This is a genomic window from Streptomyces sp. NBC_00464 (assembly GCF_036013915.1).
Lineage (GTDB): Bacteria > Actinomycetota > Actinomycetes > Streptomycetales > Streptomycetaceae > Streptomyces.
In genome coordinates this window covers 2,269,150-2,291,703 of sequence record NZ_CP107899.1, presented here as the reverse complement: position 1 = coordinate 2,291,703, position 22,554 = coordinate 2,269,150, and the positions used below count along the sequence as shown (strand labels likewise).

Genomic DNA, 22,554 nt, shown 5'->3' with positions numbered 1-22,554 from the left:
GCGACCCCCGGAGCCCTTCATGGGACGTTATGTGATCCGGCGGCTGCTGCAGATGATCCCGGTCTTCTTCGGCACCACGCTGTTGATCTTCCTCATGGTGAACGTGATGGGCGACCCCATCGCGGGTCTCTGCGGCGACCGCCAGTGCGACCCGGCGACCGCCGCCCAACTCCGTTCGGAATTCGGCCTCGACAAGCCGGTCTGGCAGCAATACCTGACCTATATGGGCAACGTCTTCACCGGCGACTTCGGCACCGCGTTCAACGGGCAGAAGGTCACCGAGCTGATGGCCACGGCGTTCCCCATCACCATCCGCCTGACCCTCGTGGCGATCTTCTTCGAGATCGTCATCGGCATCAGCCTCGGCGTCGTGACCGGCCTGCGCCGCGGCCGCCCCATCGACACCACCGTGCTGATCCTGACCCTGGTCGTCATCTCCATCCCGACCTTCGTCACCGGTCTGCTGCTCCAGCTCCTGCTCGGCGTGGAGTGGGGCGTCATCAAACCGTCCGTCTCCAGCGAGGCCCCGCTCAACGAACTGATCATCCCCGGGCTCGTGGTCGCCTCCGTCTCGCTGGCCTACGTCACCCGGCTCACCCGGACCTCGATCGCCGAGAACGCCCGCGCCGACTACGTCCGTACCGCGACCGCCAAGGGCCTGCCCAGGCGCCGCGTGGTCGTCCGTCACCTGCTGCGCAACTCGCTGATCCCCGTCGTCACCTTCATCGGTACGGACGTGGGCGCCCTGATGGGCGGGGCGATCGTCACGGAGCGGATCTTCAACATCCACGGCGTCGGCTACCAGCTCTACCAGGGCATCCTGCGCCAGAACTCGCAGACCGTCGTCGGGTTCGTCACCGTCCTGGTCCTCGTCTTCCTGGCGGCGAACCTGATCGTCGACCTGCTGTACGCCGTACTCGACCCGAGGATCCGCTATGCCTGAGCAGACACCGGACGAGGCGATCTCACCGGCCGGAGCCGGCGGCACGATGGACCTCGCACTCGACGAGGGCGACTCCCTCGAAAAGACCCCCGGGGGCCCCGAGGGGACGGGGCCTGGCACCAAGCCGCAGAGCCTGTGGTCCGACGCCTGGCGCGACCTGCGCCGCAACCCCGTCTTCATCATCTCCGCGCTGATCATCCTGTTCCTGGTGATCATCTCGATCTGGCCGCAGCTCATCGCCTCCGGCGACCCGCTCGACTGCGACCTCGACAAGGCCCAGGAAGGCTCCCAGCCGGGCCACCCCTTCGGGTACGACGGCCAGGGCTGCGACGTCTACACCCGCGTCGTGTACGGCGCCCGGAACTCCGTGACCGTGGGCATCTGCTCCACCATCGGCGTCACCCTGATCGGCTCCGTCCTGGGCGGCCTGGCCGGCTTCTTCGGCGGCTGGTGGGACTCGATCCTCTCCCGCCTCACCGACGTCTTCTTCGGCATCCCGGTCGTCCTCGGCGGTCTGGTCTTCCTCTCCGTGGTGACCAGCTCCACCGTCTGGCCCGTCATCGGATTCATCGTGCTGCTGGGCTGGCCGCAGATCGCCCGCATCGCCCGCGGCTCCGTCATCACCGCCAAGCACAACGACTACGTACAGGCGGCCCGGGCACTCGGTGCCTCCAACGGGCGGATGATGCTGCGCCACATCGCGCCCAACGCCGTCGCCCCGGTCATCGTCGTCGCGACCATCGCGCTCGGTACGTACATCTCCCTGGAAGCGACGCTGTCGTTCCTCGGCGTCGGCCTGAAGCCACCGGCCGTCTCCTGGGGCATCGACATCTCCGCCGCGTCCCAGTACATCCGCAACGCCCCGCACATGCTCCTCTGGCCCGCCGGCGCGCTGGCGGTCACCGTGCTCGCGTTCATCATGCTCGGCGACGCGGTGCGCGACGCCCTCGACCCCAAGCTGCGCTGAGGAGTCCGCTGCCATGTTGCTCGAAGTGCGCGATCTGCACGTGGAGTTCCACACCCGGGACGGGGTCGCCAAGGCCGTCAACGGGGTCAACTACTCGGTGGCCGAGGGCGAGACGCTCGCCGTGCTCGGCGAGTCCGGCTCCGGCAAGTCGGTCACCGCACAGGCGATCATGGGCATCCTCGACATGCCGCCCGGGAAGATCACCGACGGCGAGATCCTCTTCAAGGACCGCGACCTGCTGAAGATGAAGAAGGAGGAGCGGCGGAAGATCCGCGGCCAGGAGATGGCCATGATCTTCCAGGACGCGCTCTCCTCCCTCAACCCCGTGCTCACCGTGGGGGAACAGCTCGGCGAGATGTTCGTCGTCCACCGCGGACTCTCCCGCAAGGACGCGAAGGCCAAGGCCGTCGAACTCATGGACCGGGTCCGCATCCCGGCCGCGAAGGAGCGGGTCGGCAACTACCCGCACCAGTTCTCCGGCGGTATGCGCCAGCGCATCATGATCGCCATGGCGCTGGCCCTGGAGCCCTCGCTGATCATCGCGGACGAACCCACCACCGCCCTCGACGTCACCGTTCAGGCCCAGGTGATGGACCTGCTCGCGGAGCTCCAGCGCGAGCTGAACATGGGCCTGATCCTCATCACCCACGACCTGGGCGTCGTCGCCGACGTCGCCGACAAGATCGCCGTGATGTACGCGGGCCGCATCGTGGAGACCTCACCCGTCCACGACATCTACCAGGCGCCCGCGCACCCGTACACCAAGGGCCTGCTCCGGTCGATCCCGCGACTGGACCAGAAGGGCCAGGAGCTGTACGCGATCAAGGGCCTGCCTCCCAACCTGCTGCACATCCCGCCCGGCTGCGCCTTCAACCCGCGCTGCCCGATGGCCCAGGACGTCTGCCGCGGGGACGTACCGCCGCTGTTCGACGTGGCCGAACACCGTCAGAGCGCCTGCTACTTCTGGAAGGAGACGCTCGATGCACGCTGACCACACGGGGCGCAAGGAAGCGCGCGAGGAGGGCGAGGTGGCTCGCGACCTCCTGGCCAAGTCGCGGGAGGGCAGCAGTTACGCGGGCGGCGAGCCGATCCTGGAGGTACGTGACCTCGTCAAGCACTACCCGCTGACCCAGGGCATCCTGATCAAGAAGCAGATCGGTGCCGTCAAGGCGGTCGACGGGGTCTCCTTCGACCTGGCGGCGGGCGAGACCCTCGGCATCGTGGGGGAGTCCGGCTGCGGGAAGTCGACCGTGGCCCGGCTGCTCGTGCACCTGGAGGACCCGACGGCCGGTTCGATCCGGTACAAGGGCGAGGACGTCACCAAGCTGTCCGGCCGCGCGCTGAAGGCCGTACGCCGCAACATCCAGATGGTGTTCCAGGACCCGTACACCTCGCTGAACCCGCGGATGACGGTCGGTGACATCATCGGGGAGCCGTACGAGATCCACCCCGAGGTGGCCCCGAAGGGCGACCGGCGCCGCAAGGTCCAGGACCTGCTGGACGTCGTCGGCCTCAACCCGGAGTACATCAACCGCTATCCGCACCAGTTCTCCGGCGGCCAGCGCCAGCGCATCGGCATCGCCCGCGGCCTCGCGCTCAACCCCGAGATCATCGTCGCCGACGAACCCGTCTCCGCCCTCGACGTCTCGGTCCAGGCCCAGGTCGTCAACCTGCTGGACCGGCTCCAGACGGAGTTCAACCTCAGCTACGTGTTCATCGCGCACGACCTCTCCATCGTCCGGCACATCTCCGACCGGGTCGGCGTGATGTACCTCGGCCGGTTCGCCGAGATCGGGACCGACGAGGAGATCTACGACCACCCGACGCACCCGTACACCCAGGCGCTGCTCTCCGCCGTGCCGGTGCCGGACCCGATGGCGCGCGAGTACCGCGAGCGGATCATCCTGCACGGCGACGTACCCTCGCCCGCCAACCCGCCCTCCGGCTGCCGCTTCCGCACCCGCTGCTGGAAGGCGCAGGAGCGGTGCGAGCTGGAGGTGCCGCTGCTGGCGGTCCCGGCGGCCTTCCGGCTGACGGAGACTGCGGCCAAGCATGATTCGGCCTGTCACTTCGCGGAGGAGAAGCGGGTGGTGCCGCCGGAGGGGACGCTGGAGCAGGTGGGCGAGGGCGGCGGAGCCGGTGCCGGACCCGATGTGGAGAAGGTGGACCGGGAGGCGCGGAAGCCGCCGCGGTCGTCGGAGTCGGATTCGGAGTCGCCGCCGCAGTCGCCGCCGCAGTCGTCGGCGGAGGCCGTGAGCGAGGACGAGACGCCGCCGCAGGCATCGTCGCCCCCGGAGGACGTGAGCAAGGACGAGGAGCCTCCGCAGGCACCGTCGCCCTCGGACACCGTGAGCAAGGACGAGGAGCCTCCTCCGCCGTCGGGCAGCAGCCGGGTCAGCTGAGCCGGCGGTCCGTTAACGAGGGGGCAACTCGGGCGTCTCACGTCCGATATACGGACCCGTCAGCATGGATGACGTACGGCCGTGCGGGTGCCGTGGACCGGCCGGAAGGACGTGACGTCCCTCCGGCCGGTCGCCCGACGGGACCGCCCCGGCGGCCCTCTTGTCGGGAGCCCGGGTGCGGTGGAGTATCGCTGGGGTGATACTCACCCGTGGAGCAAGAGTGACCGGCGCCGCTCTCTGCGCGGTGCTCGCCCTGATCGTCGCGAGCTGGCTCGTACGGGACATCAGGGCCGTGGGCGCCGACGAGTGGTGGCGATACTGGGCCGGCTTCGATAACGCGCACCCGCAGGCGATGCCCGCGACCGCACCCCTGGATGTCGCCCTCCTCGTGGTGTACGTCGTCGCCACCGTCGCCGCGCTGCGCTCCTCGGTCGCCGCCACCGTGCTCGTCGCCACCGGAGTGGTCACCCTCGCCGTAAGGCTTCCGGGTCTCTGGGGCATCGGCAGCCGCCGGACGGAGGTGATGTTCTCCGACGACCTGCGCTCACGGGCGCTGATCTGCGCCTTCGTGGCCCTCGCCGCGGGCATCGCACTGCTCATCACCGCCGGGGCCGGCCGCCGTCCGCCGGCCGACTCCTACGAGCAGTTGCCCTCCCGGCCCGGACCGGGCGCCAGTGTCACCGCGTTCCTGGTCCTGGGCGCGGCCGGAGCGGTGCTGATCGCCTGGGAGATCCGCCAGGTGGTGAAGTACAGGTTCAACCGCGACTGGTACATGGGCGGCGACCGGTACCTGCACGGTGTGATCGACCCGCCGCCGGGCTGGGCCAACGTGGCACTGGCGCTGCTCTGTCTGGTCGCGGGGGCGAGCGCCCTCTTCCACGCCGTGCACGCGCGGCCGTTCGGCCTGGTGGCCGCCGCGCTGCTGCTGCCCGGCGGGGTGCTGGGCCTGGTCTGGGGCGTGCACTACGAGCTGTTCGACGACTTCGGTTCGCAGCCGACGGAGATCCAGCTCACGCTCCTGAGCCGGGTCTTCGAGGTGATCGCCGCGCTGGTGGTGCTGATCGCGCTGGCGCCGAGGGGCTTCGCCGACGTGCCCGGCCCGTACGGACCGGGGCAGGGCCCCGGCTACGGCCCCCCGGCATTCGGCCCTCCCGGCTACCACCCCGCCCCGTACCCGGGGCAGCAGCCGCCCGCCCCGGGGTACGGCTACCCGCAGGGCGGCGGCGGCTTCGGGCCGCCTCCTCCGCCCTCGCAGCCGCCGCCGGGCTGGTAGCCGCCCTCAGAACCCCAGCGACCGCTTCAGGAAGTCCACCTGGAGCAGCAGCAGATTCTCGGCCACCTTCTCCTGCGGGGTCATGTGGGTCACCCCGCTCAGCGGCAGCACCTCGTGCGGACGGCCCGCCGCGAGCAGTGCCGAGGAGAGCCGCAGGGTGTGCGCGACCACCACGTTGTCGTCCGCCAGGCCGTGGATGATCATCATCGGGCGCACCTGGTCGGCGGCGTGCGACAGTCCCTCGTCGGTGAGCAGCGAGTTGTACGCGTACACCTCCGGCTGAGTCGCCGGGTCGCCGAGGTAGCGCTCCGTGTAATGGGTGTCGTACAGCCGCTGGTCGGTCACCGGGGCGCCCACGACTGCCGCGTGGAAGACGTCGGGTCGCCGCAGCACCGCCATGCCGGCCAGGAAACCGCCGTACGACCAGCCCCTGATGCCCACCCGGTCCAGGTCCAGCGGGAACCGCTCCGCGAGTGCGTGCAGGGCCTCGACCTGATCGTCGAGGGTGAGGGTGAGATCGTGCTTGACGGCCTTCTCCCAGCCGGGCGAGCGGCCGGGGGTGCCGCGGCCGTCCGCGACGATCACGGCGAAGCCCTGGTCCGCGAACCACTGCGAGGTGAGATGCGGATTGTGGGCGGCGAGGACCCGGCGGCCGTGCGGCCCGCCGTACGGATCCATCAGGACCGGAAGCGGACCGTCCGATTCCTTGTAGCCGGTGGGGAGCATCACGGCGCACGGAATCCGCCGTGCGCCCCCTTCGGTGAGCTGCGGCCGGGCGGACAGCACCGGCTGCTCCGCGTGGCTCGTGACGGTGGCGATCTGCTTGCCGTCCCGGAAGACCCGTACCGTCGATCCGGGCACGTCGAGTGCGGTGGAGACCATGACGGTCAGACCGCCGGACCGGACCGCCGAGTGCACGCCCGCGCCCTCCGAGACCCGCTCCACGCCCAGCTCGTTGACCCGGTACACATGGCTCTCGCCGATCTCCGGCTCGGCCGCCCGCTCACCCGCCGACGCCGCGACCAGGATGTCGGACTCCCCGATGTCCAGCACCGCCCGGATCTGCAACTGGGCCCCGGTCAGCGGCCGGTCGCCCACCGCGAGAACCCGCGCCCCGCCCTCGTCCGCGATCCGCACCAGCCGCCCGTCCGGCGCCCACGCGGGCACGCCGGGGAACAGCTCCAGCCACACCGGGTCCTCGTCCGCGTGCACCGTCCGGGTCGCCCCGGTCGCCGGGTCCACCGCCAGATAGAGCTGGCTCTGCTGGTCACGGGCCTGCACCAGCAGCAGCGGTGCCCCGTTCGACGACCAGTGCACCCCCGCCAGATACGGGAACCGGGCCCGGTCCCACACCACTTCGGTACGTTCGCCGGCCAGCCCCACCACGAAGAGCCGCACATCCGCGTTGGGCGTACCGGCCGCCGGGTAGGCGATCTCGGCGGGCTTGCGCTCCGGGTGCGCGGGATCGGCGATCCACCACCGCCGCACCGGGCTGTCGTCCACCCGGGCCACCAGCAGCCGGTCCGAGTCCGGCGACCACCAGAAGCCGCGCGAGCGCTGCATCTCCTCGGCCGCGATGAACTCCGCGAGACCGTACGAGACATGCCCGTCCTCGGGCTCCGCGAGCGCCCTGTCCTCCTCGCCGCCGGCGCCCACGACGCGCAGCGCACCCTTGGACACATATGCGATGTGTCGTCCGTCGGGGGAGGGGCGCGGGTCGATCACCGGGCCCGGCACGGGCAGCGCGCGCGCCGTCCCGGCCCGCAGTTCGGCGACGTACACCTTCCCCGAGAGCGCGAACGCCGCCAACTCGGCCGCCGTGTCGACCGCGTAGCCGACGATCCCCGACGACCCCTCGCGGCTCCGCTCGCGCCGGGCCCGCTCCTGGACCGAGAGCCGCTCCGCCGAACCGCCCAGCAGCACCGCGGGATCGGCCACGACCCGCTCCCGCGGGGCCTTTCCGTCGCTGAGGTCCAGCACCCAGAGCTGCCCCGAGCGGTCGGTGCCCGACCCCGAGCGGAGGAAGACCACCCGTTCACCATCGGGTGAAACCGTGAACGCGCGCGGTGCACCGAGGGTGAATCGCATGGTCCGGGCCAACTGCAGCGGGAAGGTGATCTCTGACGAAGTCATATGCCGAACCTATCGGCCGGTCCCGCTGTCCGTGCGCCCCTCGTGCTGCTGTGCCCCGATCAATGCCATGCCACGGATAGTTATGATCCGTAGCGCTCGGTGGGTATGAACCTGCTGGCTCCATGCGTGCTGCCTGTCCCGACCGTACAGATGGAGGTGAACCGCTGTGGTGCTCTCGATTTCGGCGGTGGTGCTGCTGGCGATCGTCGTCTTCCTGCTGATCCGGAAATCCGGACTGAAGGGCGGACACGCGGTCGTCTGCATGCTGCTCGGCTTCTACCTCGCCAGCTCGTCCGTCGCACCCACCATCTCCGAGCTGACCACGAACGTGGCCGGCATGATCGGGGGCATGAAGTTCTGACGCCTGCGGCCGCCCGCCACTCTCCGGCGCCCGGAGCGTGGCCGCCGTCGGCCCCGGGGGCCGTCGGCTCGTAGGGTGGTCCCCATGACGGACCTTCCCGCCCGGCGTCTGCTCCTGGTGCACGCGCACCCCGACGACGAGACGATCAACAATGGCGCCACGATGGCCAGGTACGCCGCCGACGGCGCCCTGGTCACGCTGGTGACCTGCACGCTCGGCGAGGAGGGCGAGATCATCCCGCCCGGGCTCGCGCATCTCGCCGCGGACCGGGACGATGCACTCGGCCCCTACCGCCGGGGCGAGCTGGCGGCGGCGATGAAGGAACTGGGGGTCACCGACCACCGCCTCCTCGGGGGCGCGGGCCGGTACCGCGACTCCGGAATGATGGGCACCGAACAGAACCGGCGCCCCGGCGCCTTCTGGTCCGCCGACCTCGACGAGGCCGCCGGGTACCTCGTGGAGGTGATCCGTGAGGTGCGACCCCAGGTCCTGGTGACGTACGACCCCGACGGGGGCTACGGGCACCCCGACCACATCCAGGCGCACCGGGTCGCGACGCGCGCCGCCGAACTGGCCGCCGACCCCGCGTACCGCCCCGGCTCCGGCCCTGCGCACACCATCGCGAAGACCTACTGGAACCGGGTGCCGCGCTCGGTCGCCGAGGACGGCTTCGCCCGGCTGCGGGCGACCGCCCCGGAGGCGTTCCCGGGCATCGCCGCGATCGACGACGTACCGGGTGTGGTGGACGACGCCCTGATCACCACCGAGATCGACGACGCCGGACACGGCGAGGCGAAGATGGCGGCGATGCGGGCGCACGCCACCCAGATCGCGCTCGACGGCCCCTTCTTCGCACTGTCGAACGACCTGGGCCAGCCCGTTCTCACCACCGAGTACTACGAGTTGGTGAAGGGTGCGCCGGGCGGCGTCGGGGGTGAACGGGAACAGGACCTCTTCGCGGGTGTGCCGGAACGCGATCTCTCCGCGGGCGGGCCGGAACGCGATGGTTTCGCGGGCGGGCCGGAACGCGATCGTTTCGCGGGCAGGCCGGAGGCGGGGCGATGAGCAGCAGCCGTTCGCGGGCCGCACGGACCGGTACACCACGAACCGGTACGCCACGGACAGACGCACCTGCGCGGGACATTCCGGCCACCGGCCTTGCCGCGCCCCTCAGCCCCCGGCGGATTGTCCCGCTGCTGGGCCTGGCGGTCCTCGGCGCGCTCGCCGGCATCGCCGGGACCCTGGTCCAATCCGCCTGGTTCCCCGGCGGGTTGCTGCTGGCACTGCTCGCGTGCGCAGGCCTCTTCTATGGCGGCCGCGTCCTCATGGGTACTCAGCCGGGGGCCCTCGCACCCGCTGCGGGATGGCTGATTTCGGTCATTCTTCTGCTGGGCGGAAGACCGGAAGGGGACTACGTCTTCGGGAACGAACTCGGCCTCGCCCTCTTCATGCTGGGCGGCATGGCCATCGCTGTGATCTGCGCCACCATGTCGCGGCTGCCCCAACTGGGCGCCGACAGCGGCCGACCTGGCAAGTAATGTGCCACGTCCGATCCCGTAATGCCCCCTGTCCTTCCGGGGGGTGCGCAGTCGTTTCCCCCGGTCGCGGGGTGTCTGTCGGCCGCGGCCAGTATGGTGGTTCGCGCGCCTAGTCGGGTGCTGAAGATCTTGACCGGGCTCGCGAGGCCTGGCACGCATATCTGCGGCGTTACCCAAACGCCCCAATAGCTTCGCCACGAGGACGCTCCGGCTCCTCGTAGCTGCACGCACCAGGCGCCGCTTCCTGATCCGGCCAAGATCTTCAGCACCTTCCTAGCCGTCCCCCGGCCTGCGGGATGGGGGAAGTACGGGCGGCGGAGCCAATCGGGAGAACCTGCTTTGAGTCGTGAAACTGACAGTTCGTCCTCCGGTCCCCAGGGGCGCGGGGGAGCCGCGTACCCCTCGGGTACGCCGCCGTACGGATCCCGCCAGTATCCGTCGCTGCACCCTTCGCAGGATGCTCCGGAGGAGTCCCCCGAGGTCGCGGATCCGCCACAGCCCGACGAGCCGAGGACCGAGACGACGCTGACGACGCGTATCCGGATCAACATTCCGGGCTCGCGTCCCATCCCGCCGGTTGTCATGCGTACGCCCATGAGCGACGTCGACGGCGCCGGTGGCGAGCGCACCGGCTCCACCCCGCGCCCGGGTGCCTCCCCGTCCAACGGCGGGCAGGCGGCGCCGGCCGCGCCGGGGCCCGAGCCCAGGGAGCCCGCGGTCGCGGCGGAGCCCGCTGCCGAGAAGCCGGCCAGGGAGAAGAGCGGCAGCGACTGGTTCGCGCCGCGCAAGGCCCCGGCCGGTGCCCCGGTGGACGCGAGCGCTTCGGCCGGCGGTCCGTCGAGCGGCGGCCCGTCGAGTGACGGCACGGACGGGGCCGGCTTCGCGGCCGGTGGCCCCGGCGGCCGGTCGGACGGTCCGGGTTCCGGCCCGGCCACCCCGCCCGCGGGCAGCCCCCGCGCCGAACTTCCCTACTTCTCCGACGGACCGCAGCGCGCCGGTGACCCGGGTGCGACCGGCCCGGACGGCTTCGGTGGCGACGGCTTCGGCCCGGACGGTTTCGGCGGCGACGGTTCCGGCGGACCCCGTTCCACGCCGAACCTCGGTATCCGTACGCCGGGACCGTCCGGCCCCACCACCGGACCGGCGACCGGCACCTCGGCCCTCACCCCGGACCTCGACCGGACGCCCTTCGGCCCGGGTCCGGCAGGACCTGGCGGACTTCAGGGACCCGGCGGACTTCAGGGACCCGGCGCCCCCGGCGGTGCACCGCCGCGGATGTCGGACGACACCGCCGTGCTCACCCCGCAGTTCCCGCCGGGCCCCGCCGGCTCGGGAGGCAACGTCTCGGGTGACACGCTGAACAGCGGCATCCCCGTCGTGCCCTCGGAGCACCGCGCGTCAGGGGCTCCGTCGCCGTTCCCGGGCCCCGACTCCACCCCGCGGACGCCGGCCGGCCCGATGGGCACCGGACCGGCCGGGCCGGGCGGCTTCGCCGAGCGGGCACCCGAGCCCGCCGCCCGTACCGCCCCTGCGGCCGCGGCGCCGAGCGCCCCGGCGAAGAAGGGCCGCTCCAAGCTGGTCATGCTCTGTGTGGCCGCTGTCTGCGTGCTCGGGGTCGCCTACGGCGCCGGGTTGCTGATGAACCACTCCGACGTACCCAAGGGCACCACCGTCCTCGGGGTCGACATCGGCGGCGGGACCAGGGACGACGCCGTCGAGAAGCTGGACACCGCGTTCGGCGAGCGGTCCACGACCGCGCTCCGGCTGACCGTGGACGGCAAGGAGACGAAGCTCGCCCCCGACAAGGCAGGGCTCTCCCTGGACAGTCAGGCGACCGTGCGTGCCGCGGCGGGCAGCGACTACAACCCCGTCTCCGTCATCGGCTCCCTCTTCGGCGGCGAGCGCACCGTCGACCCGGTGATCCCGGTCGACGAGGAGAAGCTCGGCGTCGCGCTGAAGGACCTGGCCGGTGCCTCGGGCTCGGCCAGCGACGGGACGATCAAGTTCATTCCGGGCAAGGCCGTCGCCGTCCCGGGCAAGGCGGGCAAGGCGCTCGACGTCAACCAGTCGATGGGCTCGGTACGCGACGCCTACCGCGCCCAGGTCGAGACGGGCAGCGCGAAGACCGTCCAGCTGCCGGTCACCGCCACCGAACCCACCATCAGCCAGGCCGAACTGGACCGGGCGATGAAGGAGTTCGCGGAGCCCGCGATGTCCGGCCTGATCGTCATCAAGGCGGGATCGAAGGAGATCCCGTTCGGCCCGGCCAAGTCGCTGCCGAAGATCCTCTCGATGGTGCCCATCGACGGGAAGCTGGTCGACCACTACGACAAGAAGGCCATCGAAGAGCTCTGCGGAGGCGTCTTCGACGGGATCATGGTCACCAAGGGCGACGGCACGAAGCACCAGGTCGGCCCCGACGAAGTGGCCTTCGCCATGAAGGGCGCGCTGCTCGGCAAGACCACGGCCGAGCGGACCGTCACGATCGACCTCGGCGGCAACGGCTGACCCGGCCCGCACCGCACGCACGCCACGCACGGCACGCACGCCACGCACGGCACGCACGCCACGCACGGCACGTACGCCACGCACGGCACGTACGCCACGCACGGCACGCACGCCACCGCCCTCGGCCGGATCTCCGGCCGGGGGCGGTGCCGTATCCGAGCGGATCTCTGGCCAGGGGCGGTGCCGTATCCGACCCGACCCCCGGCCGGAGGGCGGTGCCGTATCCGCCTCGCGTCGCCGTCACACGTACGGCATGACATCTGTCATCCCGTATCCACGACCCGTGACCCTGCCGGGCGTACCCCCTGCTGAGTCAGGCTGGACGCATGACAACGACAGCCTCCGAAGTCACCGCGGCGAAGACCGCCGTGGTCAGCTTCGACCAGGTCAGCAAGGCCTACGGAGACGTACGCGCCGTCGACGGGCTCACCCTCGACCTGCACCCCGGTGAGACCGTGGCGCTCCTCGGCCCCAACGGCGCCGGCAAGTCCTCCACCCTCGACCTCCTTCTCGGCCTGCGCACCGCCGACTCCGGGAGGGTCCGCCTCTTCGGTACGGCCCCGCAGGCGGCCATCGCCGCCGGACGCGTCGGCGCGATGCTGCAGTCCGGCGGCCTGATGGAGGACGTCACCGTCGGTGAACTGGTGGGGCTCGTCTGCGATCTGCACCCCAGGCCGTACCCGGTCAACGAGGTACTGGGCCGGGCCGGCATCGCACCGATCGCCGACCGCATGGTCAACAAGCTCTCCGGCGGCCAGGAACAGCGCGTACGGTTCGCGCTCGCCACCGCCGGGGCCAACGACCTCATCGTGCTCGACGAACCGACCACCGGGATGGACGTCACCGCCCGCCAGGCCTTCTGGGCGACGATGCGCGAGCAGGCCGACCAAGGCCGTACCGTCCTGTTCGCCACGCACTACCTCGAAGAGGCCGACGCCATCGCCGACCGCGTCCTCGTACTGCACAAGGGCCGGATCCTCGCCGACGGCACCGCCGCCGAGATCAAGGCGAAGGCCGGGGCCCGCAGGATCTCCTTCGAGCTGGAGGGCGCGATCGACGAGGAAGCCCTGCGCGCCCTGCCGTTCCTCTCCACGCTCGACATCACCGGCCGCCGCGTCCGGATCCAGTCGCACAACGCCGACGCGACCGTGCACGCCGTCTACGGCCTCGGCCTCTACCCGCGCGAGCTCGAAGTCGCGGGACTCGGACTGGAGCAGGCCTTCGTCGCCATCACCGAGGCCGAGGAGGCCAAGACCCGATGAACACCCTCATCAAGCTCGAAGTGACCCGCACCCTGCGGAACAAGAAGTTCATGTTCTTCTCGATCATCTATCCGTCGGTGATCTACCTGCTGATCTCCGGAACCCAGAACACCACCGACAAGGTGCCGGGCACCGACCTCACCCTGCAGGCGTTCTTCATGGTCTCCATGGCCTCCTTCGGCGCGCTGACCGCCGTCCTGATGGGCAACAGCGAGCGCATCGCGAAGGAGCGCGAGAAGGGCTGGGTCCGTCAGCTGAGACTGACCGCACTGCCGAGCCGGGGCTACATCCTGGCGAAGATCGCCAGCGCCGCCGTGGTCACCCTGCCCTGCATCGTCGTCGTCTTCCTCGTCGCCGCCTCCGTCAAGCACGTGCGTGTCGACCTGTGGCAGTGGTTCGCCCTCACCGGTGTCATCTGGGCCGGCTCGCTGGTCTTCGCCGCGCTCGGGGTCGCCATCGGCTACCTCGCCAGCGGTGACGCGGTCCGGCCGATCACCATGATCATCTACTTCGGGCTCTCGATCCTCGGCGGCCTGTGGATGCCGAGCGCTACCTTCCCGCAGTGGATCCAGAGCATCTCCGAATGGCTGCCCACCCACGCGTACGCTGCTCTCGGCCAGGCCGTCGAGATGGGCGGCGCACCGCATGCCAAGGACGTCGCCATCCTCTGCGCCTACTTCCTGCTCTTCGCGGGCGGCGCCGCCTGGCTCTACCGGAAGGACACGTTGAAGGCGTGAACGAGGACGAGATGTCCGTGGGCCTCGGGCGCCCGCCCACGAACGCGAGGCAGACCGGAACCAAGCTCCTGTGGATCGGCATCTGGCTCGCCTTCATGAGCGCGCCGGTCAAGGACCTCATCGACGGCAACCACACCCCGTGGGTGACGGCACTCGGCACCCTGGGGCTGCTGGTCTTCGTCGGCGTCTACCTGGTCCTGGTCTTCCGCCACACCTCGAAGGCGCTCGACCCCTTCCGGGTCCGCGCCACCCTCGCCTTCCTCGGGGCCCTCGCCGTCCTGCTGTCCCTGACGCTGGGCGCCCCCTGGCTGGTCCTGTTCGTGTATGTGGCCGTCTCCGTCGGCGCCACCCTGCCGCTGCGGACCGCCCGCTGGCTGATTCCCGCCGTCACCGCGGTCCTGGTGGGCATCGGCCTGACGCAGGAGCACCCCCGCGAGATCATCACGGCCCTGGTCTTCCCCGCGCTGCTCGGCGGCTTCGCGATGTCGGGCATCCGGCAGATGATCCGCACCACGATCCAGCTCCGCGAGGCCCGCGCCACCGTCGCCCAGCTCGCCGCCAACGAGGAACGGCTGCGGCTCGCCCGCGACCTGCACGATCTGCTCGGCCACTCCCTCTCCCTGATCACCCTCAAGAGCGAACTGGCCGGGCGGATGCTCCCCGGGAATCCGGAACAGGCGGCCGCGCAGGTCGCCGACATCGAACAGGTCAGCCGCCAGGCCCTCGTGGACGTACGCAGCGCCGTCACCGGCTACCGCAGGCCGACCCTCCCCGGCGAACTGGCCGGGGCCAGGACCGCCCTCGCCGCCGCCGGAATCACCGCCGAGATCCCGGCCCACGCCCCCGAGGACCTCCCCGACGACCTCCCGGAGAAGGCGGAGGAGGTGCTCGCCTGGGCGCTGCGCGAAGCCGTCACCAACGTCGTACGCCACAGCGGTGCGGGCCGCTGCACGGTCACCCTCGCCCCGCACCAGACCCTCGACGGGCGCGTCCTCGAACTCACCGTCGCCGACGACGGCCGGGGCGCCGTCGGCACGAAGCGGGGCAACGGCCTCACCGGCATGGCCGAGCGGCTCGCCTCGGTCGGCGGGACGCTCGTCACGCGGTCCACCAACTCCCGCTCGGGCAAAGGCTTCACCACGCTCCTCAGTGTTCCGCTCGAATCCGGCCTAGGATCCCGGGAATGAGCATGATCAGACTCCTCCTCGCCGAGGACCAGTCCATGGTGCGTGAGGCCCTTGCGGCGCTCCTCGGCCTGGAACCCGACATCGAGGTGGTCGCCCAGGTCGCCCGCGGCGACGAGGTGCTGGCCGCGGCCAGGGAACACCGCATCGACGTGGCCCTCCTCGACATCGAGATGCCAGGCATGACGGGCATCGAGGCAACGGCGGAACTGTCCCGCGAACTCCCGGACGTCAAGGTCGTCGTCGTCACCACCTTCGGCCGCCCCGGATACCTGCGCCGCGCGATGGAGTCGGGCGCCGACGCCTTTCTGGTGAAAGACGCACCGGCGTCCCAACTCGCCGAAGCCGTACGCAAGGTGCTTGCCGGGGAACGCGTTATCGACCCCACTCTCGCAGCCGCCGCCCTCGCCGACGGTGCCAGCCCGCTGACCGAACGGGAGCGCGATGTACTGCGCACCGCCGCGGACGGTTCGACCAATGCGGAGATCGCCGCAGCACTGCACCTGTCCCAGGGCACGGTCCGCAACTACCTCTCCATGGCGATCCAGAAGATGGCGGCGCGCAACCGGGCCGAGGCGGTCAGGATGGCGCGGGAGAAGGGCTGGCTGTAGCACCTTGCTCACTCTCTAGCACCCTGCCCACCGGGTGGTCGACCCCGGGCCCGGCCTGCTCACCGGGTGGTCAACCCCGGCCAGGCCTTTCGCCGGATGGTCGGCTCCGCCCTTGCCTTTCGGCGGGTGGTCGACCTCGGCCTGGCCTTTCGCCGGGTCGGCTCCCGCCCCTGTCTTTCACCGGGGGGCCGCTCCGCCCCCTGCCTTTCACCGGACGGTCAACCCCGGCCCTGCCGCTCACCGGGAGGCAGACACCAGACCCGCCTCGTACGCGATGATGACGAGCTGCACCCGATCCCGGGCATCGAGCTTGGCGAGCAGCCGGGTCAGATACGTCTTGGCCGTGGCGACACTGATGAACAGCCGCTCCGCGATCTCCGCGTTGGACAGCCCGCTGCCGACCAGAACGAGCACCTCTCGTTCCCGGTCGGTGATCGCGGTGAGCGGGCGCTGCGGGGGCGACGAGGCGGGGCGGCCCACGAAGTCCTTGATCAGCCGCCGGGTGACGCCCGGCGCGATCAACGCGTCCCCGGCCGCCACCACCCGGACCGCCGCCAGAATCTCGTCCAGCGCCATGTCCTTGACCAGGAAGCCGGCCGCGCCGACGCGCAGGGCGCCGTACACGTACTCGTCGTCGTCGAACGTCGTCAGGACCACCACATGGGCGGTGACAGGGCTCGCGGCGATCCGCTCGGTGGCCTCGATGCCGTTGAGGCCCGGCATCCGGATGTCCATCACGACGACATCGGGGGCCAGTTCGGCGGTCAGCCGTACCGCCTCCTCCCCCGTGCCTGCCTCTCCGACGACGTCGAGGTCGGTGCTCTCGGCCATGACCATGCGCAGCGCCGTGCGCACCAGCGGCTGGTCGTCGGCGAGCACGACGCGGATCGGCTCCGGGCTCCGGAGGGTCTCGTCGGTCATGCATCGCCCCCCATCGACATGGCGACAGGCACCGGCAGTCGGGCCGTCACCCGGAAGCCACCCTCCGGGTGCGGGGCGGCGGTGAACTCGCCGTGCAGCAGGGCGACCCGCTCCCGCATGCCGACCAGACCGAACCCCGGCCGGGAGGCGAGGCCCGCGCCCCGGCCGCGGTCGGCGACCTCGATGGCGAGCGCCTCGGCGCCGTACACGATCGACACCCGGCAGGAACCGGTCGCGGCATGACGGACCACATTGGTCACCGACTCCTGGATGATGCGGAAGGCCGACAGGTCGATGTCCGGCGGCAGCGACCGGGGCTCGCCCCGCAGGTCCACGTCGACCCGGACCCCGGCGGCGGTCGTGGCCCGCGCCAGCCGCTCCACGTCCGCAAGGCCCTCCGCCGGACGCGGCGCCGTCGCCTCCCGCTCCTCGAACTCGTGGGCCGGATCCGCCTGACGCAGCGCGACCAGCATCCGGCGCAGCCCCGACAGCGTCTCCCGGCCCGCGGTCTCCACCGCACTCATCGCCTCGCGCGCGGCGTCCGGCTGGGTGTGCACGACCCGGGCCGCAGCACCCGCCTGAAGGGCGATGATGCCGAGGCTGTGCGCGACCGTGTCGTGCATCTCGCGGGCAATCCGAAGACGCTCCTCGACCAGGGCCTGTTCGGCGGCTCGCGCGGCGAGACTCTCGCCGTGCCGGCGGGTCTCGTACGCCGAGCCGCCGACCAGCCAGGCGACGACCGCGGTCAGCGCGACGACCAGCTCCGCCGACGTGCCGACGTCCCACCCGGCGAGCAGCCGGACGGCCAGGAAGCAGGTGAGGGTGCCGAGCGCCATCAGAAGGGCGACGAGAGCGGTCCGGCGTGACCGGGTGGCGGCTATGAAGTACAGCGCCACATCGGCGGCCAGGAACTGGGCGAGCGGTATCTCTCCCACGCTCAGCGAGAACGTGGCGAGCGTGGCGGCGCCCAGCACCAGTGCCAGGGCCTTCAGCGGACGCCTTTGCAGCAGTACGCAGCCGGCCGCCGCCAGGGCCGTGGCGAGCAGCTGCATCAGCAGACCGTCCCACCGGTAGAACAGCACCCCGGGCCGGACGGACGGCTCGTACTCGCCGGGCAGCCGCACCCGCACGAGGAAGGTGAGCAGCATGCCCGCGTACCAGCCCATGCCTACCCACCAACCAGGCGGCACGCGCTTGAGACGAGACAGAGCGGGGGAGTGGGACATGCGCCGATCGTAGCCACCGCCCGCCCGGACCGGCATCGGACCACGGTTGTACAACTGGGGTCGACACCCGGCCGGACAGGTGTCACCGGTGGTCCGACGACGAACGGGGTGTACGGGCAGGACAGTTGACGGCGTGATCGAAGTCAACGGACTGACCAAGCGATACGGCGGCGCCACCGCCGTCAAGGACCTCACCTTCACCGTACGGCCGGGCGAGGTCACCGGCTTCCTCGGACCCAACGGGGCCGGCAAGACCACCACGCTGCGCATGCTGCTGGGCCTGGTCGAGCCGACCGCCGGGACGGCCACCCTCCAGGGCCGGCCGTTCCGCGAACATCCGCGCGGGCTGCGGCACGTCGGCGCCCTCCTGGACGCGGGCGACGTGCACGGCGGCCGCACCGCCCGCGCCCACCTCGCGATGCTGGCCCGCAGCAACAGCATCCCGCGCTCCCGGGTCGACGAACTGCTTCAGGACGTGGGCCTCGCGGCGGCGGCCCGTCGGCGCATCGGTGGCTTCTCCCTCGGGATGCGCCAGCGCCTCGGCATAGCCACCGCGCTGCTCGGCGACCCGCCGGTGCTGCTCTTCGACGAACCCCTCAACGGCCTCGATCCGGAAGGCGTGCTGTGGGTGCGCGGCCTGTTCCGCAGGCTCGCCGCCGAGGGGCGCACCGTGTTCGTCTCCAGCCATCTGATGACGGAGATGGAGCACACCGCCGACCGGCTCGTCGTCATCGGCCGCGGCGAACTCATCGCGGCCGAGAGCCTGACCGCGTTCGCCGGCCGGAGCACCCGCCTCAGCGTGACCGTAGGCACCCCCGACCCTGCGGCGCTGACCCCGCTGCTCACCGCAGAGGGCGCCGAGGTGGTCCGGGACGGCGAACGGCTCACGGTCACCGGGCTCACCGCCGACCGCATCGGTGAGCTCGCCCTGCACCACCGCGTGCTGCTCCGTGAACTCACGACGCTCGGCGCTTCGTTGGAGGAGGCGTTCATGGAACTGACCGCGGACAGCGTCGAATACCTCGCAGGAGACCCCCGATGACCATGGCACAGGCCACGACCACGCCGGCTGCCCGCGTGACCGACGACGACCCCCGCGCCCGCTTCCGCGACCTGCTCGCCGCCGAATGGCTCAAGACGTGGTCGCTGCGCTCCACCTCCTGGATGTACGCGATCACTGCGCTGGCCGTCATCGCTTTCAACGCCGGCACGGCCTACGACCACTACAAGTACTGGTACGAGTACGACGACCGCGGCCGCGAGTCCTTCATCGCCAACGGCTCGCCCCTCATGGACGCCTTCACCGGGAACGCCGCGATGGTGCTGGTGCTGGCCGTCGCCGCCATCGGTGCCGTATCGATCACCGGCGAGTACGGCACCGGCCTGATCCGCACCACGTTCACCGCCGTCCCGGCCCGCCGCTCGGTGATGGCCGCCAAGGCCCTCGTGCTCACCGCCGTCACCACCGTCTTCGGCGCTCTCGTCGCCCTGGCGTCGTTCGCCTCGACGCAGGCGATCCTCTCCGGACGGGATGCCTCGGTGTCCCTCGGCCACCCCGGCGCCCTGCGCCTTGTCGTGGCTTCCGCGCTGCTCGCGCCGGTGGCCGCGCTCGCGGGCCTGGCGATCGGCGCAGTGATACGCCACACCGGAGGCGCCGTCATCGGGTGCGTGGTGGTGCTGCTCCTGCTGCCGATGGTTCTGAGTGACCGCCGCCATCTCACGGCGGTGCTCCAGCACACGCTGCCCTTCAGCGCGTGGGAGCGACTGTCTGCCTCGGATCTTCATGCGTCCGTCCTCTACCCGTGGACGGTCTCCGGAGCCTGGACGGTCTATGTCGCCTGGGCCTTGCTGGCGGGCGCGTTCGCGACGGTCGCGGTGCACCGCCGAGACCAGTGACCGGCTCCCCAACTCGCCTACCCCGCAATATTTTTCAGAAACATGCTGGAAATTCTTGCGACACCTCTTGACGTGTTCACTGCCGCGACGGCAGGCTCCGAGCACCCCACGGTGGCCAGGCGCGTGGCCACCCACACCGGGCACGGACCCCACTTCCGTGCCCGCGAACGAAGGAGCCGCAATTGAGTTCCCGCGCCGCTCGCGCGACACTGGCCGGCCTGCTCGCAGCAGCCGGTATCACCGTCCTCGCCCCCTGGACCTCCCAGGCGACCCCACCGGGCGAGAAGACCGTCACCGCCACGCTGTTCGAGTGGAAGTACGACGCGGTGGCCCAGGCCTGCACGGACTCGCTGGGTCCGGCCGGCTACGGCTACGTGGAGGTCTCGCCCGCCTCCGAACACATTCAGGGCGACCAGTGGTGGACCTCGTACCAGCCCGTCAGCTACAAGATCGCCGGGCGCCTCGGTGACCGCGACGCCTTCGCCTCGATGGTGGACAGCTGTCACTCGGCCGGGGTGAAGGTCGTGGCCGACGCCGTCATCAATCACATGTCGTCCGGCTCCGGCACGGGGACCGGCGGCACGGCCTACACGAAGTACGACTACCCCGGGTACTTCCAGGACCAGGACTTCCACGGCTGCCGCAAGAACATCAGCAACTACGGTGACCGCAACGACGTCCAGACCTGCGAACTGGTGGGCCTGGCCGACCTCGACACCGGTAGCGACGCCGTCCGTACGACGATCGCCGCCTACCTCTCCGACCTGCGCACGATGGGTGTGGACGGCTTCCGTGTCGACGCCGCCAAGCACATGGCCGCCGACGACATCGCTGCGATCAAGGGCAAGATGGCCGACCCGGGCTTCTGGGTCACCGAGGTCATCTACGGCGGCGGCGAGGCGGTCCAGCCCGACGAGTACACCGGCGTGGGCGACGTCGATGAGTTCCGGTACGGCGGCCACCTCAAGAGCGCCTTCCAGAGCGGCTCGCTCACCGGCCTGAAGAGCATCGCCGACGGCAAGCTGGCGAGCGCGAGCGCCCGCACGTTCGTCGACAACTGGGACACCGAGCGCAACGGTTCCACGCTGACGTACAAGGACGGTGCGGCCTACACCCTGGCCAACGTCTTCATGCTCGCCTCGCCCTACGGCTCCCCGAACGTCTACTCCGGCTACGAGTGGTCGGACAAGGACGCCGGCCCGCCGAACGGCGGAGCGGCCGCGTGCGGCGCTGACGGTTGGACCTGTACGCACGCGCAGACGGCGATCACCGGCATGGTCGGTTTCCACAACGCCACGGCGGGCGCGGAGCTGACGGACTGGTGGGACAACGGCTCGTCGGCGATAGCGTTCGGCCGCGGCGACAAGGGCTTCGTGGCCATCAACAACGGTGACGGCGAACTCCAGCAGACGTTCACCACGTCGCTTCCCTCAGGGGCGTACTGCAACGTGGCGCAGGCCTCCCCGGACGCCTGCGACGGCAACACGGTGCAGGTGGGCGACGACGGCACGGTGACGGCGACCGTACCGGCGAAGGGTGCGCTGGCCCTGCACGGCTGATCACCGTGCCCGGCGCACCACCGGCCGTGAGCGCCTCCGTCGGAGGCGCCCGGCCGGTGGTGCGCCGTCACGCGGACGGGGCGTCGAAGTAGTGCCCCTTGGCGAGGTCCTCGATCAGCCCCGGGTGCGTCGGCTGCCACCCGAACGAGGCGCGGGTCAGGGCGCTGGAGGCCGGCCCGTCCACGCCCACGAGGCCGCCCAGCCAGCCGAAGTGCGCGTCCGCGTCCTCCGGGGCGACGGAGGCGACGGGGAGGCCGAGCCGGCGCCCGATGGTGTCGGCGACCTCGCGGAGCGGGACGCCCTCCTCGCCGACCGCGTGCAGAGTCGACCCCGCAGGGGCGTCCTCCAGCGCGAGGCGGACGAGGTGTGCGGCGTCGGCGCGGTGCACGGCCGGCCAGCGGTTGGCACCGTCGCCGATGTAGCCGGAGACGCCCTTGTCGCGGGCGATGCCGACCAGGGCCGCCATGAAGCCGTGATCCCCTTCTCCGTGCACCGTCGGCGGGAAGCGCACGACGGACGAGCGGACGTTGCGCGGGGCGAGGCCCACGGTCAGCAGGGCGGTGGCCAGCCGGGCCCGCGCGGCCTCGAACGGCACCGGCCAGTCGGGGCTCAGACCGTCCCGCTCGGTGGCGACACGGCCCGGGGCGAGTCCGAGCGTCCCGGAAGCGATGACGAACGGCTTGCCGGAACCCGCGAGCGCCTCGCCGAAGGTCTCGACGGCGCGGCGGTCCGATTCGGCTGCGCCCTGGAAGCCCCCGGAGAAAGCGATGTCGTGCTTGAACGCGAGGTGGATCACGCCGTCCGCACCGGCAGCCGCGTCATGCAGGGTGCCGAGGTCGTCCAGGTCGCCGCGCCGCACCTCGGCACCCACGGCGGTGAGTGCCTCGGCCGAGGCGTCCGAGCGGGCGAGTCCGACGACCTGGTGGCCCGCGTCGATGAGCTCGGGGACGACGGCGGAACCGATCCAGCCGGACGCGCCGGTCATGAAAACACGCATGGGAGACCTCCCGGGTTGGTCGACCGTCCGGATCGT

Annotated in this window: 20 protein-coding genes; 16 read left to right on the top strand and 4 right to left on the bottom strand. The window is 71.1% G+C overall.

Annotated features, from left to right (window positions below; genetic code table 11):
• Positions 1 to 19 precede the first annotated feature (19 nt).
• From OG912_RS09880 to OG912_RS09860, 5 genes are all read left to right on the top strand, one after another.
• Complete coding sequence (locus tag OG912_RS09880) at positions 20 to 943, top strand: ABC transporter permease (protein ID WP_219570770.1); 924 nt, start codon at positions 20 to 22, stop codon at positions 941 to 943.
• The gene (locus OG912_RS09875) at positions 936 to 1,910 is read left to right on the top strand and encodes an ABC transporter permease (RefSeq protein ID WP_326738524.1); all 975 of its coding nucleotides are present in this window, start codon (positions 936 to 938) and stop codon (positions 1,908 to 1,910) included. The genes OG912_RS09880 and OG912_RS09875 overlap by 8 nt, the downstream gene beginning before the upstream one ends.
• Before the next feature lie 13 nt (positions 1,911 to 1,923).
• Complete coding sequence (locus OG912_RS09870) at positions 1,924 to 2,901, top strand: ABC transporter ATP-binding protein (RefSeq protein ID WP_326738525.1); 978 nt, start codon at positions 1,924 to 1,926, stop codon at positions 2,899 to 2,901.
• The gene (locus tag OG912_RS09865; RefSeq protein ID WP_327709024.1) at positions 2,891 to 4,312 is read left to right on the top strand and encodes an ABC transporter ATP-binding protein; all 1,422 of its coding nucleotides are present in this window, start codon (positions 2,891 to 2,893) and stop codon (positions 4,310 to 4,312) included. The genes OG912_RS09870 and OG912_RS09865 overlap by 11 nt, the downstream gene beginning before the upstream one ends.
• Before the next feature lie 220 nt (positions 4,313 to 4,532).
• Entirely contained in the window at positions 4,533 to 5,585 is a 1,053-nt protein-coding gene (locus OG912_RS09860) for a hypothetical protein (protein ID WP_327709022.1), read from the top strand.
• Positions 5,586 to 5,591: 6 nt separating this feature from the next.
• Here OG912_RS09860 and OG912_RS09855 read toward each other — a convergent pair whose 3' ends face one another.
• Positions 5,592 to 7,673 (bottom strand): prolyl oligopeptidase family serine peptidase, encoded by a 2,082-nt coding sequence (locus OG912_RS09855; RefSeq protein WP_443061081.1) that lies wholly within the window; start codon positions 7,671 to 7,673, stop codon positions 5,592 to 5,594.
• A 211-nt stretch (positions 7,674 to 7,884) separates the two neighbouring features.
• Here OG912_RS09855 and OG912_RS09850 point away from each other — a divergent pair, with 211 nt between their 5' ends.
• The 8 genes from OG912_RS09850 to OG912_RS09815 all read left to right on the top strand — a co-directional run bounded on the left by OG912_RS09850 (position 7,885) and on the right by OG912_RS09815 (position 15,919).
• Complete coding sequence (locus OG912_RS09850) at positions 7,885 to 8,079, top strand: hypothetical protein (RefSeq protein WP_326738529.1); 195 nt, start codon at positions 7,885 to 7,887, stop codon at positions 8,077 to 8,079.
• 84 nt (positions 8,080 to 8,163) lie between these two features.
• Complete coding sequence (gene mshB / locus OG912_RS09845) at positions 8,164 to 9,144, top strand: N-acetyl-1-D-myo-inositol-2-amino-2-deoxy-alpha-D-glucopyranoside deacetylase (RefSeq protein WP_327709020.1); 981 nt, start codon at positions 8,164 to 8,166, stop codon at positions 9,142 to 9,144.
• On the top strand, positions 9,141 to 9,617 hold the full coding sequence (locus OG912_RS09840) for a DUF6113 family protein (RefSeq protein WP_327709019.1): 477 nt from the start codon (positions 9,141 to 9,143) through the stop codon (positions 9,615 to 9,617). The genes mshB and OG912_RS09840 overlap by 4 nt, the downstream gene beginning before the upstream one ends.
• Positions 9,618 to 9,956: 339 nt before the next feature.
• Positions 9,957 to 12,125, top strand: coding sequence for a hypothetical protein (locus OG912_RS09835; RefSeq protein ID WP_443060963.1), 2,169 nt, complete (start codon positions 9,957 to 9,959; stop codon positions 12,123 to 12,125).
• 326 nt (positions 12,126 to 12,451) lie between these two features.
• Positions 12,452 to 13,387 (top strand): ABC transporter ATP-binding protein, encoded by a 936-nt coding sequence (locus tag OG912_RS09830; protein ID WP_327709017.1) that lies wholly within the window; start codon positions 12,452 to 12,454, stop codon positions 13,385 to 13,387.
• Positions 13,384 to 14,124 (top strand): ABC transporter permease, encoded by a 741-nt coding sequence (locus OG912_RS09825; RefSeq protein WP_327709016.1) that lies wholly within the window; start codon positions 13,384 to 13,386, stop codon positions 14,122 to 14,124. Before OG912_RS09830 ends, OG912_RS09825 begins: the two co-directional genes overlap by 4 nt.
• A complete protein-coding gene (locus tag OG912_RS09820) occupies positions 14,121 to 15,311 on the top strand; it encodes a sensor histidine kinase (protein WP_327709015.1) in 1,191 nt (396 codons plus the stop codon). The genes OG912_RS09825 and OG912_RS09820 overlap by 4 nt, the downstream gene beginning before the upstream one ends.
• The gene (locus tag OG912_RS09815) at positions 15,308 to 15,919 is read left to right on the top strand and encodes a response regulator transcription factor (protein WP_326738536.1); all 612 of its coding nucleotides are present in this window, start codon (positions 15,308 to 15,310) and stop codon (positions 15,917 to 15,919) included. The genes OG912_RS09820 and OG912_RS09815 overlap by 4 nt, the downstream gene beginning before the upstream one ends.
• A gap of 237 nt (positions 15,920 to 16,156) precedes the next feature.
• Here OG912_RS09815 and OG912_RS09810 read toward each other — a convergent pair whose 3' ends face one another.
• Together OG912_RS09810 and OG912_RS09805 are read right to left on the bottom strand one after the other, a co-directional pair.
• On the bottom strand, positions 16,157 to 16,840 hold the full coding sequence (locus OG912_RS09810) for a response regulator transcription factor (protein WP_327709014.1): 684 nt from the start codon (positions 16,838 to 16,840) through the stop codon (positions 16,157 to 16,159).
• A complete protein-coding gene (locus tag OG912_RS09805) occupies positions 16,837 to 18,066 on the bottom strand; it encodes a sensor histidine kinase (RefSeq protein WP_327709013.1) in 1,230 nt (409 codons plus the stop codon). The genes OG912_RS09810 and OG912_RS09805 overlap by 4 nt, the downstream gene beginning before the upstream one ends.
• Before the next feature lie 133 nt (positions 18,067 to 18,199).
• Here OG912_RS09805 and OG912_RS09800 point away from each other — a divergent pair, with 133 nt between their 5' ends.
• From OG912_RS09800 to OG912_RS09790, 3 genes are all read left to right on the top strand, one after another.
• On the top strand, positions 18,200 to 19,108 hold the full coding sequence (locus tag OG912_RS09800; protein WP_327709012.1) for an ABC transporter ATP-binding protein: 909 nt from the start codon (positions 18,200 to 18,202) through the stop codon (positions 19,106 to 19,108).
• Complete coding sequence (locus OG912_RS09795) at positions 19,105 to 19,962, top strand: ABC transporter permease subunit (RefSeq protein WP_327709011.1); 858 nt, start codon at positions 19,105 to 19,107, stop codon at positions 19,960 to 19,962. The genes OG912_RS09800 and OG912_RS09795 overlap by 4 nt, the downstream gene beginning before the upstream one ends.
• A 182-nt stretch (positions 19,963 to 20,144) precedes the next feature.
• The gene (locus OG912_RS09790; protein WP_327709010.1) at positions 20,145 to 21,521 is read left to right on the top strand and encodes an alpha-amylase; all 1,377 of its coding nucleotides are present in this window, start codon (positions 20,145 to 20,147) and stop codon (positions 21,519 to 21,521) included.
• A gap of 67 nt (positions 21,522 to 21,588) precedes the next feature.
• Here OG912_RS09790 and OG912_RS09785 read toward each other — a convergent pair whose 3' ends face one another.
• Entirely contained in the window at positions 21,589 to 22,518 is a 930-nt protein-coding gene (locus OG912_RS09785; protein ID WP_327709009.1) for an SDR family oxidoreductase, read from the bottom strand.
• Positions 22,519 to 22,554: the final 36 nt, after the last annotated feature.